At 67.8% G+C, this 14,306-nt stretch carries 12 protein-coding genes; 7 read left to right on the forward strand and 5 right to left on the reverse strand.

Annotated features, from left to right (window positions below; genetic code table 11):
* Positions 1-112: 112 nt before the first annotated feature.
* Genes A7D27_RS17985 through A7D27_RS18000 form a run of 4 tightly spaced genes read left to right on the forward strand, consistent with a single transcriptional unit; the run spans position 113 to position 4,931 of the window.
* Entirely contained in the window at positions 113-1,399 is a 1,287-nt protein-coding gene (locus A7D27_RS17985) for an ATP-binding protein (protein WP_256557183.1), read from the forward strand.
* Positions 1,392-2,741, forward strand: a complete 1,350-nt coding sequence (locus A7D27_RS17990; protein ID WP_069562701.1) for an HD domain-containing phosphohydrolase — start codon at positions 1,392-1,394, stop codon at positions 2,739-2,741. The genes A7D27_RS17985 and A7D27_RS17990 overlap by 8 nt, the downstream gene beginning before the upstream one ends.
* 4 nt (positions 2,742-2,745) lie before the next feature.
* Positions 2,746-3,288, forward strand: a complete 543-nt coding sequence (locus tag A7D27_RS17995) for a response regulator (protein ID WP_069565631.1) — start codon at positions 2,746-2,748, stop codon at positions 3,286-3,288.
* A complete protein-coding gene (locus tag A7D27_RS18000; RefSeq protein WP_069565632.1) occupies positions 3,288-4,931 on the forward strand; it encodes an EAL domain-containing protein in 1,644 nt (547 codons plus the stop codon). The genes A7D27_RS17995 and A7D27_RS18000 overlap by 1 nt, the downstream gene beginning before the upstream one ends.
* A gap of 69 nt (positions 4,932-5,000) precedes the next feature.
* Here A7D27_RS18000 and A7D27_RS18005 read toward each other — a convergent pair whose 3' ends face one another.
* From A7D27_RS18005 to A7D27_RS18020, 4 genes are all read right to left on the reverse strand, one after another.
* Positions 5,001-7,586, reverse strand: coding sequence for a TonB-dependent receptor (locus A7D27_RS18005; RefSeq protein ID WP_069565633.1), 2,586 nt, complete (start codon positions 7,584-7,586; stop codon positions 5,001-5,003).
* Between the two features lie 647 nt (positions 7,587-8,233).
* Positions 8,234-9,193 (reverse strand): FecR domain-containing protein, encoded by a 960-nt coding sequence (locus tag A7D27_RS18010; RefSeq protein WP_069565634.1) that lies wholly within the window; start codon positions 9,191-9,193, stop codon positions 8,234-8,236.
* A 62-nt stretch (positions 9,194-9,255) separates the two neighbouring features.
* Positions 9,256-9,777 carry an RNA polymerase sigma factor gene (locus A7D27_RS18015; protein WP_069563653.1) on the reverse strand — a complete coding sequence of 174 codons (522 nt, stop codon included), beginning with the start codon at positions 9,775-9,777 and terminating at the stop codon, positions 9,256-9,258.
* Between the two features lie 67 nt (positions 9,778-9,844).
* Positions 9,845-10,726: a formate/nitrite transporter family protein gene (locus A7D27_RS18020; protein WP_069565635.1), complete on the reverse strand. Its 882-nt coding sequence runs from the start codon at positions 10,724-10,726 to the stop codon at positions 9,845-9,847.
* A 133-nt stretch (positions 10,727-10,859) separates the two neighbouring features.
* Here A7D27_RS18020 and A7D27_RS18025 point away from each other — a divergent pair, with 133 nt between their 5' ends.
* The 3 genes from A7D27_RS18025 (at position 10,860) to A7D27_RS18035 (ending at position 14,009) form a co-directional block, all read left to right on the forward strand.
* A complete protein-coding gene (locus A7D27_RS18025; RefSeq protein ID WP_044399406.1) occupies positions 10,860-11,603 on the forward strand; it encodes an AAA family ATPase in 744 nt (247 codons plus the stop codon).
* A 31-nt stretch (positions 11,604-11,634) separates the two neighbouring features.
* Positions 11,635-12,066 carry a hypothetical protein gene (locus A7D27_RS18030; protein WP_069563650.1) on the forward strand — a complete coding sequence of 144 codons (432 nt, stop codon included), beginning with the start codon at positions 11,635-11,637 and terminating at the stop codon, positions 12,064-12,066.
* Positions 12,067-12,338: 272 nt separating this feature from the next.
* Positions 12,339-14,009 (forward strand): methyl-accepting chemotaxis protein, encoded by a 1,671-nt coding sequence (locus A7D27_RS18035; protein ID WP_069565636.1) that lies wholly within the window; start codon positions 12,339-12,341, stop codon positions 14,007-14,009.
* Here A7D27_RS18035 and A7D27_RS18040 read toward each other — a convergent pair.
* Positions 13,994-14,305 (reverse strand): cyclic-phosphate processing receiver domain-containing protein, encoded by a 312-nt coding sequence (locus tag A7D27_RS18040; protein WP_044399400.1) that lies wholly within the window; start codon positions 14,303-14,305, stop codon positions 13,994-13,996. The two genes, A7D27_RS18035 and A7D27_RS18040, sit on opposite strands and share 16 nt — an antisense overlap.
* Between the last annotated feature and the right edge of the window lies 1 nt (position 14,306).

The following is a 14,306-nucleotide window of genomic DNA, read 5'->3' on the forward strand; positions in this document are numbered from 1 at the left end:
CTGGCGTGAAACGGTTTCCGACGAAGTGACGGTGATATGACGTCAAATTGCCATCACCCGCAATTCGCTTGCCTATACTCAGCTTAGGTCCGATGTGGGCGGGTGTTATTCCATGAGCTCAACGGTTATTCAGCAGCAGATGGTCGCCGCGGTGGAGCAGATTCCCGCCGGCTTCCTGCTGCTGGATGGGTCGCAACGGGTTCTCTACTGCAACGCTTTCATCCGCCAGCGCTGTTCGCGTGACCTCTCCGGGATTGTCGGCATGCACCTGGTGGAGGCGTTCCCCGAAGTCGATACGCCGTGCTGGCACGGCCTCTTCGACCAGATCAGGCGGGGCGGCCAGGCGGTACAGACCATCTGGCACGACCAGCCTTACCTGATCCTTCTCAGCAGCCAGCCGGACGACGACGAGCCGACGCCGCTGCCGATGCTCCAGGCCACCCTGCTGTACTGCGTCGAGTCCGGCGTGGATGAACCGCTCTATGGCCTGGCGATTTTCGACAGCAGCCGTGCGGCGGCCAACCCGGCGCTGCAGCATGCCTTGATTGCACTGCGGAGCAAGCATGGCGAGCTGAACGAACTGAGCATCAAGCTGCAGGCCGCCAATCGCCAGCTGCTGCAATCGGAGAAGATGGCTGCCATCGGCCAGCTCGCCGCAGGTGTCGCCCACGAGATCAACAACCCGGTGGGCTTCGTCGCCAGCAACCTCAAGACCCTGGTGGGCTACGTGCAGCAACTGCTGCAACTGGTGGACCAGATGAGCGAGTGGGGCGGTCTGGAGCTGGAGCGGCTGAAGACGCAGTTCGACTACGACTTCATCCGCGACGACATCAACGGCCTGCTGGGCGAGTCCGCCGATGGCGTGGAGCGGGTCAAGCGCATCATCTCCTCGCTGCGCGACTTCTCCCACAGCGGGGATGAGCGCTTCGTGCCGGCTGACCTGCATGACGGCATCCGCAGCACCCTCAACGTGGTCAACAACGAGGTCAAGTACAAGGCCGAGGTGGTCTGCGACTTCGGAGAGCTGCCTCTGGTGGAGTGCATTCCCGCGCAGATCAACCAGGTGGTGATGAACCTGCTGGTCAACGCCGCCCAGTCCATCGAGAGCTTCGGGCACATCGTCATCCACACCGAGCACTGCGGTGGCGATGTGCTCATCGAGATCAGCGACAGTGGCTGCGGCATTCCCGAAAGCCAGTTGATGCAGATATTCGACCCGTTCTTCACCACCAAGCCGGTGGGCAAGGGCACCGGGCTGGGACTCGCGCTATCGTTCAGCATCGTGGAGAAGCACGGCGGCAGCCTGACGGTCACCAGCGAGGTGGGCCAGGGCTCGACCTTCCGTATCCGTCTGCCGATCCACCAGGGAGCAACCAGCGGAGGAGCGCACCATGACTGAAGCCCACGAGAGCCTGCCGCGTCCGCGCGTCCTGCTCGTCGATGACGAGGAGAACATCCTCAACAGCCTCCGACGGTTGCTCCGGGGCCAGCCTTATGACCTGGTCATGGCCCACAGTGGCGACGAGGCGCTGCAGTTGTTCGAGACCCAGCCCGTCGACCTGGTGGTGTCCGACGCACGCATGCCCGGCATGGATGGCGCCACGCTGCTGGCCGAGATTCACAAGCGCGACCCGGGCTGCATGAGCGTGCTGCTCACCGGCTACGCCGACATCAACACCATCATCACCGCCATCAACGAAGGGCAGATCTACCGCTACCTGAGCAAACCCTGGAACGACGACGAGTTGCTGCTGACCATCCGCCAGGCCCTGGCCTACCAGTTCGCCGAGCGCGAGCGCGAGCGCCTGCAGCACCTGACCCAGGAGCAGAACCAGCAGCTCAAGAGCCTCAACGAGACCCTGGAGAAGCGCGTCCAGGCGCGCACCTCCGAGCTGCAGCAGACGGCCGACATGCTCGACCTTGCTTACGAAGAGCTGCGCCGCAGCTACGCGCTCAGCACCGAAGTGTTCTCCCTGCTGGTCAACCAGCGCCTGCCTCGGGAGAAGCAGACCAACCAGCAGATCATCGCCCTGATCCGCGCCTTCGCCGCCGACCTCGGCATGCCCGAGGACCAGGCCCGCGACCTGAGCATGGCCGCCGCGCTCTACAACATCGGCAAGCTGAGCCTGCCGGATGCGCTGATCATCGGCCCTTCGGACCTGATGCACAGCAAGGACCGCGACCTCTACCGGCGCTACCCCTCCCAGAGCGAATCGGTGCTGATGGCGCTGGAACCGCTGCACGACGCCGCACGGCTGATCCGCCACCATCAGGAGCGCTGGGACGGCTCCGGCTTCCCCGATCACCTGCGCGGCAACGACATCCCCCTGGGTTCGCGCATGCTCAAGCTGGCGGTGGATTTCGTCGAACTGCAATGCGGCCTGGTGCTGGAGCGCCGCCTCAATCGCGACGAGGCCCTGCTGTTCATCCGCAAGTACGCCGAGCGGCTGTACGACCCGGAGCTGGTGGAGCGCTTCATCACCATCTGCTCCACGGCGATGCCCGACGTCACCATCGGCGATCCCGATGTACGGGCAGTGGACACCCGGCACCTGGAGCCCGGCATGGTGCTCGCGCGTAACCTGCACGCCGACAACGGCATGCTGCTGCTCAATGAAGGCAAGGTCCTCTCAGACCTGCTGATCCGCAAGCTGATCGCCTTCGAAGGCATCGAATCGGCTTCCTACACCCTGTTCGTCCGTGAGCCAGAAGCGGCCAAGCCCCGCGCTCACCTGGAGTGATGCCATGTCCAGATTGCTGCTGCTGGATGACGAGCCCGCCGTGGTCAATGCCATCTGCCGCGAACTGCGCGGGGAGAGCTGGCAGCTCGACACCTTCACCGATCCCCAGGAGGCGCTGGAGGCGTTGTCGCAGAACACCTACGAGCTGATCCTCTCCGACCTGCGCATGCCCGAGCTGGACGGCATCGCCTTCCTCCAGTTCGCCAAGCAGCTGCAACCCGACGCCCTGCGCCTGCTGCTCAGTGGCGACAGCGACCGTGAAACGCTGGTGCGCGCCATCAACCGGGCCGAGGTCTACCGCTTCATCTCCAAGCCCTGGGACGCCTACGAACTGTGCAGTACCCTGCACACCTGCCTCGAACTGCAGCACAGCCAGGTCGAGCGCAAGGCGCTGCTCGAACGGGTCAGGCAGCAGCAACACGCCATCGACACCCACAAGGCGCACCTGCGCAAGATGCGCCAGGAACATCCCGAGATCTTCGCCGTCGCCCGGAGCGAGGACGGCGCCATCCTGCTCGAGGACGAGAGCGAACCGGAGCCTCGCTGATGGACATCCAAGAATCTGTTTCCGCCTCCCTGGCGGACAGGATTGCCACCCAGGGGCCCTGCGCCCCCGGCGCCTTGCTGGCATTGATCGACCTCGACGACTTCCACACACTCAACGCCCACCACGGCCTGGAAACCGGCGACCTGGTGATGCTGCACCTCGAAGACCGCCTGCGCGCCGCCCTGCGTGACGGCGAATGGCTGTGGCGCAACGGCCCGGACAGCTTCCTGCTGGGCGTGCCGGATGGCCGCGACACCCCCGACCGCCTCGGCGCCTCCCTCTGCGCCCTGGTGGAAGCGCCGCTGGAACTGGCCGGCCAGGTGTTCCACCTGCGTGCCAGCGTCGGCCTTGCGGTGGCCTGGGTGCGCGACCGCACCTTCGCTAGCCTCTACAGCCGCACCGAACTGGCCCAGCGCGAAGCACGCCGCGAGGGTGGCGGGCGCTACCGCTATTTCGACGAAGCCCGCTTGATCACAGCCCGGCGCGAGGCTGAACTCTGCGGCCAACTGCGTGCCGCGCTGCGGGAAGAGCAACTGGTGCTGCACTATCAGCCGCAGATCGACTGCCAGACCGGCGAAGTCTGCGGCTACGAAGCCCTGGTGCGCTGGCAGCACCCAACCCGGGGCCTGCTGGGGCCGGACAAGTTCATCCCGGTGGCGGAGCGGCTGGGGCTGATGGTGGACCTCGGGCAATGGGTGCTGGGCCGCGCCATCGCCGACGCCCGCGCGCTGCTGACGGAAAGGCACGCCACCCTGGCCGTCAATCTGTCGCCCTCCCAACTGCGCGACCGCCAACTGGTGGGCTTCATCCAGCGCACCCTGCAGCGCCACGGCCTTGAGGCCTCGCGGCTGGAGCTGGAGATCACCGAGTCCTGCCTGCTGGATGACGAAGCCCAGGTGCGCGAGCAACTGGCCGGGCTGCGCCGCCTCGGGGTACGCCTGGCCCTGGACGACTTCGGTACCGGCTTCTGCAACCTCGGCTACCTCCAGGCCCTGCCGGTGGACCGGGTCAAGGTGGACCGGCGCTTCCTCACCGGCACCGGCGAGGACGCCCGCGCCCTGGCCCTGTTCCGCGCACTGATGGCCATGCTCCAGCACCTCTCCGTGGAAGTGCTCTGCGAAGGCGTGGAGCAGGAAGCCCAGATGCGCCTGTTGCATAGCCTGCGTTGCAACCAGTGGCAGGGCTACTTCGCCGCTCGGCCCATGCCCCTGGACGCGGTGGCGCCCTGGCGTGGCCAGACCCGGCACTGGTTCCCCCGCCCCGCCTGCGCCGACCACCCCGACGCCCCCACGCTGCTGCTGGTGGACGACGAACCCGCCGTACACGGCGCCCTGCGCCGCGTATTGCGGGGGCGTGGCTGGAAGGTGCTGTGCGCCGGCAATGCCGAGGAAGCCTTCGCCCTGCTGGCCAGTCAGCCGGTGCAGGTGATCATCTCCGACCACGCCATGCCGGGCATCACCGGGGTGGAACTGCTCAGCCGCGCACGCCAGCTCTACCCAGCGTGCCGGCGCATCCTCCTCACCGGCCACAACGACGCCCAGACGCTGATGCAGGCCATCAGCCAGAGCGCGGTCTGTCGCTTCATCACCAAGCCGTGGAACGACGCGCACCTGGTCCAGGCGGTGGAGTTGGCGTTGCAGTAAAAGACGAGCTGCATGGCTGCCGCGCTGAAAAAGGGGCCCTTGGGCCCCTTTGTCGTGTCGAGCGGTTGCTCAGATATCCCACACCAGATTGACCGCGAAATTACGCCCCGGCTGGGTCAGCCGATCGAGGTTGGCCGGGCTGGTCACGCCGGCTTCGCCCACACCGTCGTAGCCCCGCACGTCATCCCACAGCCAGTACTTCTTGTCGGTGAGGTTGTAGAGGCCCGCGTTCACCGTCAGGTCGTCGGTCAGCTTGTAGTAACCGGTCAGGTCGAGCACGCCGAAGCCCGGGGTCTTGAACTGGCTGCTGCGGCCATCCGGGGCGTTGAAGTCGCCCTGGTCGATGCGGGTCTTGCGCTTGGCCAGGGTCCAGCTCAGCAGGGTGCCGTAGGTGTCCTGCTCGTAGCCCAGGCCGAACACGCCGGTCAGCGGGTTGACGCTGTTCAGCGCCGCGCCGGTGTCGTCATCACGGCCCCGGGCGTAGGCGATGGAGGCCTGGCTGTAGAGACCGGCCGGGGCGCCGAAGGCGTCCAGGTTCAGTCGGCCCTTGGCCTCGATGCCACGGATGCTGGCGTGGGCGATGTTGACGCTCTTGAAGGTGGCGCCGCTGGTGGCGACGCTGGCGTTCTCGTCGATGAAGTCGCGGTACTCGTTGTAGAAGGCCGCCACGTCGAAGCTGCCGGCATCGAACTGGCCGCGCAGGCCCGCTTCCACGCCACGGCTCTTCTCCGGCTCCAGGTTGGGGTTGGGCTCGACCACGTAGCCGCCGGCGATGTTCTCGAAGCGGCCGTAGAGCGCTTTGGCGCTCGGTGTGCGGAAGCCTTCGGCGTACTGGCCGAATGCGGTGTAGTGCTCGTCGAACTCGTAGGTGACGCCGAACTTGGGCGAGACGCGGTCCCAGGTCTGGGCCTTGTCGCTGAAGGCGGTGACGTTGGCGTTGCTGATGGTGGCGAGGAACTCGTCGGTCAGCTCGGGCTTCAGGCGGGTGTAGTCGTAGCGCAGGCCCGGCAGGAAGGTCCACTGGTTCCAGCGGATCTGGTCCTGCAGGAACAGGCCGTAGGTCTGGATGGTCGGGTCCGGGAAGTCGCTCTGCGCAGCCAGTACGTCACTGGCGCTTATCTGACCAACGCGGTTGGTGCAGCTGCCCACCGAGGCGGCACAGACGCCGGTGCCGCTGCGCAGGCCGGTGACCTGCTCGCGCTTGAGGCTGGCGCCGTAGGTCAGCAGGTGCTCGGTCTCGCCCAGGGAGAAGGCCTTGTCGAACTGTGTATCGAGCACCCAGAGGCGGTCCTTGTAGGTGGTCTCGCGGTAGCGCATCACGTTGCGTGAGCCAGGAACGTAGTGTTCGACCGTACTTTGGTCGGTCTTGGCCAGTTGGTAGTTGAGGCTCCACTTCAGGTTGTCTGCCAGCAGGCTGTCCAGGGCCAGGGTGTGCTCCAGGCCGAAGCGCTCGCGGGTGATGGTGTCGTTGCCTGTCCGGGAGCGGTACCAGTTGAAGGCGTTGTTGCCGATGAACGGCCCGCCCACGGCGCTGAGCTGGTTGGTGTCGCGGTCGTCCTTGTATTTCTCGTAGGTCAGTTGCAGGCGGTCGGTGTCGTTGTAGTTCCAGCCCAGCTTGGCCAGCAGGTTGGTGGTGCGCACGTCTTCCGGGTTGGCTTCGGCGCGGTCCAGGCCGGTGCCGCCATGGCCGCCGTAGGACTCGGTCTCGTGGCCATTGCGCTGGGAGAGGTGCAGCAGGGCGTCGAACTGCTCGTGACGGCCGGCGACGGTGCCGGAGGTGAGCCAACTGTCATCGGCGGAGCTGTAGCCGGTCTTCAGACGGGCGCCGGTGTCGCGGCCGGGTTTGATGATGTCGTCGGCGTCCAGGGTGAAGTAGCTCACCGCACCGCCGATGGCGTTGCTGCCGTACAGGGCCGAGGCCGGTCCCCGGAGGATCTCCACGCGCTTGACGATCTCCGGGTCCACGTAGTTGCGGTGGGTCTGGGCATAGGGGCCGTAGAAGAAGCTGCTGGGCACTTCGACACCGTCCACCTGGGTCAGCACGCGGTCACCGTCGATGCCGCGGATGTTGTAGCCGGTGATGCCGGCACGCTGGCCGGCGCCGCTTACCGAGACGCCGGGCTCGCCACGCACCAGGTCCTTGATGTTGTTGATGTTGCGGCGGTCCAGTTGCTCGCGGCTGGCCACGCTGACGCTGGCGGGGACTTCGCTGGCAAGCTGTTCCTGGCGGGTGGCGGTGACAGCCAGGGGCTGCAGCTCCATGGCCAGGCCCGGGGTGACGGCCTTGAGCAGCACCACGCTGCGTTCGCCCACCAGCTTGTAGTCCAGCCCGGTGCCGCTGAGCAGGCGTTTCAGGGCCTGCTCGGCCGGCAGCCGGCCGCTGACGCCCGGGGACTGGATGCCGCTGGCCAGGTCTGCCGAAAGCCCCACCTGCCAGCCGCTGGTGGCGCTGAAGGCGTTGAGCGCATCCACCAGCGGCTGGCGGGCAATGGTGAAGCTGTAGCCGCCCTGGCTGGCCAGTTGGCCGGTGGCCTGGGGCGCGGTGCCTTGGGCGCTGGCGGGGGCACTGCCCATGGCGATGGACAGGGCCAGCAGTGACAGGCTGGCGGGGCGGGCGAGGCGACGCAGGGCAGGGGAGGTGGAACGCGTGGTCATGGGTTCGGCTCTCTTCGGTCCGTCTGATGATACGCATCTAATGCGAATCAGTTGCATTGGCATCTGACCAGACGAACGTCCCGCCACAATCGCGTAAAAAAAAAATCAGCCGGTGCTGACGCAGAGCTGCTGCGTGCCTGGAACCGGCCTGGGCGACTTCCCGGAAAAGGCAGCCGCGCCGTTGGCGCATCGAGGATCAATCCGCTCCCACCGGGTGCTGCCAGTTAGGTTGGGGCATTCCCTGCATGGCCGCCACGTACGGGGCATCGACGCGGTTCGCCGGGCTCACCGCATCCTACGGGCTTCACACAAAGGGCAGCGCGCCATTGGCTCGGCGCGGGGTGGATGGCGCTTTTTCCATCCACCCATGGCGTTCGCCGTGACCACGCAGGGTGGACCGATGAAGCGCGGTCCCCCTACGCCCTGGCAAGGATCACCTTTGCCGTGATGAGAGGTCCGACGCCCTATCTGACCTCGCGTCGCTACGGCAAATGGACATGGAATTTCCCACGCAGGCACCGTCGTAGCCCGGGCTTCAGCCCGGGGAATCCGCGCGCAAGACGCCCGGCCCGTTCCGCCAGCAAACGCGCAGGGGCCCGCATCCGAGACAGTCATGTGGCGTGGAGAAGGGCGGCAGCGCGCCGGGGTCAGTCGATGACCACCAGCGCGGGGTACTCGTGCAGGCTGGCTGCGGTGATGTCCGCCAGGGCGCGGACCACGGCGATGGGGTCGTCGAGGCGGTAGTTGCCGGTCACCGCACGCTCGCCCAGGCGCTCGTCGGTGTTGATGATCCAGCCGGGGTAGTAGCGCCGCAGCTCCGCCAGCACCTCGCGCAGCGGACAGTCCTGAAACACCAGGCGCCCACGCACCCAGGCCAGGTCCCCGGCGTCCAGGCGGCGCCGATCACTGAAACCACCCGGGCCGATGCGCACGCTGTCGCCGGCAGCCAGGCTCATGCGTGCGTCGCTGCGGCGGGAACGCAGATCCAGTTCGCCGCGCTCCACGCTGACCTCGGCTTCGTCCCCCAGGTAGCGCACGGCGAAAGCGGTGTCGCGCACCGACAGGCTCACGGGGCCGGCCTCTACCTCGAAGGGGCGGTTAGGGTCCTTGGCCACGTTGAAATAGGCCTCGCCCTGCAGCAACCGGGCGCTGCGCTGGGTGGGGTCGATGTCGGCGGCAAAGGCCGTGCGGGTGTTCAGCAACACCCGTGAACCGTCGGCCAGCTCCACGGTCTGGCGCTGACCGGTGGCGGTCAGGTGGTCGGCCTGCACGCGCAAGACCAGCTCGTTGTGAAAGCCCACGCCCACCGCCAGCAGCACCGCGGCCGCCAGGCCCCACAACGGGCGCAACCGGCGGTTGGCACGGGGGCGGGCGAGGGTGGGTTCCAGCCGGGCGGCGGCCTCACCCAGCAGCGGGGCGTTCCACATCCGCCGCGCGGCCTCGAAGGCACGGGCGTGCTCGGGGGATTGTGTGCGCCAGCGTTCGAAGCGCTGGCGGCACTCGTCATCGGCCTCGTCCAGCAGGATCAGCCAGTCCAGCGCCTCGCCCAGGCAGGCCGGGTCCACCGCTGGATGGGCATCGGAAGCAGGGCGGTGTTCGTCGGGCACGGGCGCGTCCTCGGGGCGTGGGGCGCCTATTCTTGTCGAACCCGGGCAGGAGCGAAACCCTGTCATGTGGGCGGGTCCAGCCGGCTCATCAGGGTGATGCACAGGGTCATGATCAGTTTCAGTTCCTTCTGCACCGTGCTGGGCGAGACGCCGAGCTGTTCGGCGATCTCGCCGTAGCTCAGGCCATGCAGGCGGCTGAGCACGAAGGTCCGCTGCTGGCGGGGCGTCAACTGACCGAGGGTGTCGCCCAGGCGCTCCAGCAGGCGCTCGGCATGCAGGCCGTCCTCGGTGGAGGAAGTGGGGGCCGCCACGGCCTCGATCACCGCCTCGGGCACGTCCTCCAGCAGCGTCCGTGACTGCATGCGCACGCGCCGCAGGTGATCCAGGGCCAGGTTGCGCCCGGTCTGGAAGAGGAACGGCTCCAGGTGGTCGATGGGCCGCTCGTGGAGGGTCCGCGCCACCCGCAGGTAGGTTTCCTGCACCAGGTCCTCGGCCACGCTTGGGCTCTTCACCATGCGGGCCAGGGTGCGCAACAGCGGCATGCGCTGGGCGAGGAATACGGCATCGAGGTTGGAAGGGGTCACTGCGACATCCGGCCACCAGAAAGCCGCAAATGATAATTGCTTTTATTTGTGTTGGATAGCGGCCCACTCAGCCCCGCTTGCGCTGCCCTGGCGCCTCCGCCTCCGCCGTGCGTGCATCGTCCAGGCGGCGTGTGTCGCTGCGCACCTGGGCGTGGCTGATCAGGGCGAAGATCAGGCTGCCGCCGACGATGTTGCCCGCCAGGGTGGGGCCGGCGAAGTCGAGCCAGAAGGCTGCCCAGTCGAGGTGCCCGGCGAACACCAGGTAGGACACCTCCGCCGAGCCGACCACGATGTGGGTGAAGTCCCCCAGGGCCATCAGGTAGGTGACGAGGATGATCAGCAGCGGCTTGGCGCTTTCCTGGGAGGGGATCATCCACACCAGGGTGGCGATCATCCAGCCGGACACGATGCCCTTGGCGAACATCTGCCCGTTGTCGTTCTCCATCACCTTGCGGCCGATGCCGAGGAAGGCACGGTCCGTGGCGCCGTCGAAGATCGGCAGATGCAGCATCACCCAGGCCACCAGCAGGGTGCCGGCCAGGTTGCCCGCCAGCACCACGCTCCACAGGCGCAGCAGACGGCCGAGGTTGTGCAGGGTGGGCTGGCTCATCACCGGCAGCACGGCGGTCAGGGTGTTCTCGGTGAACAGCTGCTGGCGCGCGAGGATCACCGCCAGGAAGCCCGCCGAGTAGCCCAGGCTGGCGATCACCTGGCTGGCAGGGGTGTCCGGCAGGCGCGCATGCAGCAAGCCCATCGCCATCAGCGACAGGCCCATGGTCAGGCCCGCCGCCAGGGCCGACCACCACAGTGCGGCGGCCTTGCGCTCCAGTTCCTGGTCGCCCTGGGTACGGATGATCTCGTGGAGCACCGCCGCACGGGGCGGCTGGTTCTCGTTCACGTCCTGGCGTTCGCGGGGGGACAGCCCCGGTGTCTTGCCGTCTTCGCTCATGGTGGGCTCCTGCAGGTGATGCAGGGTTGATCCTCGCAAGTGGCGTTTGGTTCGGCTGCGTTTCGTGCCGCTCGGCGGCTGGTGGAAGGAGTCGCCGCTGGCTAGGATGGCGGCCTGTTTTCGGAGGCCCGCGATGGACACGCGCTACCTGATCGACATGCGCCTGAAGGCCGACAAGGCCGAGGGCCGCAGCGACTACCCCTATTCGCTCCCGGCGGTCAGGCACCTGGGGCGCCTGGAGTTCAGCCCCACCGTGACCTTCCTGGTGGGGGAGAACGGTTCGGGCAAATCCACCCTCATGGAGGCGCTGGCGGTGACCCTGGGCTTCAACCCCGAGGGAGGCACCCGCAACTTCAACTTCGGCACCTGGGCTTCCCACTCCGAACTGCACCAGGCCCTGCGGGTCGGCAAGGGCGTGCGCCGCGCCCGCGACGGGTTCTTCCTGCGGGCGGAGAGCTTCTTCAACGTCGCCACCGAGATCGAGCGGATGGACGCCGAGCCCGCCCCGGCGCCGCCGGTGATCGACTCCTACGGCGGGCTCTCGCTGCACGAGCAGTCCCACGGCGAATCCTTCTTCGCGCTGATGATGAATCGCTTCGGCGGCAAGGGCGTCTACCTGCTGGACGAACCCGAGGCCGCGCTCTCGCCCCAGCGCCAGTTGGCGATGCTGGCGCGCATCCACGACCTGGTGAAGGACGACTCGCAGTTCGTCATCGCCACCCACTCGCCGATCCTCATGGCCTACCCGGGCGCCTGGATCTACCAGTGCGGCCCCCAGGGCTTCGAACGGGTGGACTACGACGACACCGAACACGTGCGGGTGACCCGGGGCTTTCTCGCCAACCCCGCGCGCACGCTGCGCACCCTGCTGGATTGAACCAGCCCGCGACCCACGGACGGCCCCGACCATGGACGACCTGTTTCCCAACCCCTTCCTGCTGGCCGGTGGCGCACTGAGTGCGCTCGCCGCGCTGCTGCACCTCGGCTGCATCCGCTACGGCGCGCCCTGGTACCGCTTCTTCGGCGCCGGTGAGCGCATGGCGCGCCTGGCCGAGGCCGGCAGCCCGTTCCCCACGCGGGTGACCCTGGGCATCACCCTGGTGCTCGGCCTGTTTGCGCTGTACGCGGTCTGCGCCGGGCTCGGCCGGCTGCTGCCCCTGAGCCGCCTGGTCCTGGGCGGGGTCGCCGCCGTCTACCTGCTGCGCGGGGTCGGCGGGCTGGCGCTGATCCCTGTCGGGCTCGGCCGCAGCCCGGCATTCTGGCTGTGGAGTTCGCTTATCTGCCTGGCCCTCGGCGGTTTGCACCTGGCGGGAATGCTGCAGGTCTGGCCGGCGCTCTGAGGCTGTTTCCAGGCGCGCCAGGCTGACGGCCCGGGGCGCGTGATGGCGGTGTGCCCATCCAGCGTTAAGCGGGAAATGCCGCCCCGCAGCGTCAGGGCGTTCGATCCGTCTTGCACCGCTTTTCCTACAGGCCCGACAGGGCCTGCGCCACAGGCGGCCCGGCATCCACCGGCCGCCTTCGCTTCGGTTCCGCCTCTTTCGCGTCGCCTCCTGAACAGGGCTGGGCCCTGTGCTAGAACCCGGAGCCAGTTCAGTGACCGGAGGGGTGCGAAATGAAGGGATTGTCCATCAAGCAGAAGATTCTCGGGCTGGCCATGTTGCCACTGCTGTTGCTCGCGCTGGCCGGCGCCTGGACCGGTTTCGACCAGGCCCGTGACCTGCGCGACCTGGGGCGCGACACCCTGCGCCAGTCGCTGCTGGATGCGCGCCGCGACCAGTTGGCCAACTACATGGAACTGGCCCTGTCCGCCGTCGAGCCGGCCCTTGCGCGGGGCGAGCCGGAGCGGGCCAAGGACCTGCTGCGCGCCCTGCGCTTCGACGGCGACAGCGGCTACTTCTTCGTCTACGACACCCACGGCGTGCAGGTGGTCAGCGGCGACAACCCCTCGCGGGAAGGCAACGACTACTGGAGTTCCAGCACCCCGGACGGACGCGCCCTGGTGCAGGAGTACATCGAGGCCGCCAAGCATGGTGGTGACTACCTGGAATACGGCTGGACCAAGCCGGGCCAGGACGCCCCATCCCCCAAGCTCGCCCACGTCGTCCCCGTGCCCGGCACCGACTGGGTGCTGGGCACCGGCTTCTACATCGACGACCTCGACGCCCTGGTCGCCGCCCTCGACCAGGAGTTCGCCGAAGCCTTGCGCCAAAGCCTGCTGCGCGGCGGCTTCTCCGTCGTCCTGCTGCTCGGCCTGGTGGTGGGGCTGGTGATGCTGCTGGTGCGCAGCATCCATGCACCGCTGGGCCAGGCCGTCTCCACCATGGAGGACATCGCCCGGGGCGAGGGCGACCTGACCCGCCGGCTGGACGAATCCAGCGGCCATGAACTCGGCGCCCTGGCCACCTCCTTCAACCGCTTCGCCGAACAGGTGCGCCACCTGGTGCGGCAGACCCGCGAGTCCTCCGACACCCTGGGCCGCGCCAGCGAAGAGCTGGAAGCCTTCATGGCCGGCATCGGCCAGGGCATCGACACCCAGCATCGCGAGAGCGACCAACTGGCCACCGCCACCGAGGAAATGTCCGGTGCGGCCCAGCAGATCGCCGGCAGTGCCTCCAGCGCCGCCCAGGCTGCCCGCGACGCCGAGCACCGGGTGGACGAGGCACGCAGCCTGGTGGGCGGCGCCACGGCGGAAATCCGCGGGCTGGAAGGCCAGGTGGCGGAAGGCGTCGCCACCATCCGCCAGCTCGGCAGCGAGTCCGAGCACATCGGCGGGGTGCTGGACGTGATCCGTGGCGTGGCCGAGCAGATCAACCTGCTGGCGCTCAACGCCGCCATCGAAGCGGCCCGTGCCGGCGAGCAGGGGCGGGGCTTTGCCGTGGTGGCGGACGAAGTGCGCACCCTGGCCGGTCGCACCCAGAGCAGCACGGCGGAAATCCAGGGGATGATCGAGCGCCTCCAGGGCGGCGCCCGCGAGGCCATCGCCGTCATCGAGCAGATCCGCCAGGGCTGCGCCCGCAGCGTCGCCGAAGTGGCCCGGGTCGGGCAGGCCCTGGAGGCCATCAGCGAGGCCGCCGGCGTCATCAACGGCATGAACGCCCAGATCGCCGACGCCGCCGCCGAGCAGACCCGGGTCTGCGAGTCGATCAACCACAACGTGCACCAGATCGTCACCATCGCCCAGCACACCGCCGAGAGCAGCCACACCGCCAATGGCATCACCCAGCGCCTGGCCGAGATGGCCGGCGGCCTGCAGCGCCTGGTAGGACGCTACCGCGCCGATTGAGCGTTGCGCGCCGCCAGCGCCTCGATGGCCCGCACCCCGGCGCGCATCCGCGCCACGGCGGCGGAATTGGCCGAATGCACATGGATGTGCGGCGGCACGAACCCCCGCAGCGCCACCGCTTCCTCGATCCACAGGATCACGTCATAGCCGGTGCCGCGCTGGTCATCGCCCAGGTCGTGGTCCAGGCTCAGTTCGCTGACCTGGCCGGTCTCCAGCAGCGCGATCACCTCATCCGGCCACCAGGCACGGACCCAGCCCTCAGGCGTGGCGCGTTCGTCGTCCAGATAGACCTTCATC

The organism is Pseudomonas sp. 1D4 (genome assembly GCF_001728925.1).
GTDB classification, from domain to species: Bacteria; Pseudomonadota; Gammaproteobacteria; order Pseudomonadales; family Pseudomonadaceae; genus Metapseudomonas; species Metapseudomonas otitidis.

Excerpts from the sequence above, each read along its gene's own strand:
- A7D27_RS17985 (WP_256557183.1), top strand. The coding sequence starts at position 113 with ATGAGCTCAACGGTTATTCAGCAGCAGATGGTCGCCGCGGTGGAGCAG.
- A7D27_RS17990 (WP_069562701.1), top strand. The coding sequence starts at position 1,392 with ATGACTGAAGCCCACGAGAGCCTGCCGCGTCCGCGCGTCCTGCTCGTC.
- A7D27_RS17995 (WP_069565631.1), top strand. The coding sequence starts at position 2,746 with ATGTCCAGATTGCTGCTGCTGGATGACGAGCCCGCCGTGGTCAATGCC.
- A7D27_RS18000 (WP_069565632.1), top strand. The coding sequence starts at position 3,288 with ATGGACATCCAAGAATCTGTTTCCGCCTCCCTGGCGGACAGGATTGCC.
- A7D27_RS18005 (WP_069565633.1), bottom strand. The coding sequence starts at position 7,586 with ATGACCACGCGTTCCACCTCCCCTGCCCTGCGTCGCCTCGCCCGCCCC.
- A7D27_RS18020 (WP_069565635.1), bottom strand. The coding sequence starts at position 10,726 with ATGAGCGAAGACGGCAAGACACCGGGGCTGTCCCCCCGCGAACGCCAG.
- A7D27_RS18025 (WP_044399406.1), top strand. The coding sequence starts at position 10,860 with ATGGACACGCGCTACCTGATCGACATGCGCCTGAAGGCCGACAAGGCC.
- A7D27_RS18030 (WP_069563650.1), top strand. The coding sequence starts at position 11,635 with ATGGACGACCTGTTTCCCAACCCCTTCCTGCTGGCCGGTGGCGCACTG.
- A7D27_RS18035 (WP_069565636.1), top strand. The coding sequence starts at position 12,339 with ATGAAGGGATTGTCCATCAAGCAGAAGATTCTCGGGCTGGCCATGTTG.
- A7D27_RS18040 (WP_044399400.1), bottom strand. The coding sequence starts at position 14,305 with ATGAAGGTCTATCTGGACGACGAACGCGCCACGCCTGAGGGCTGGGTC.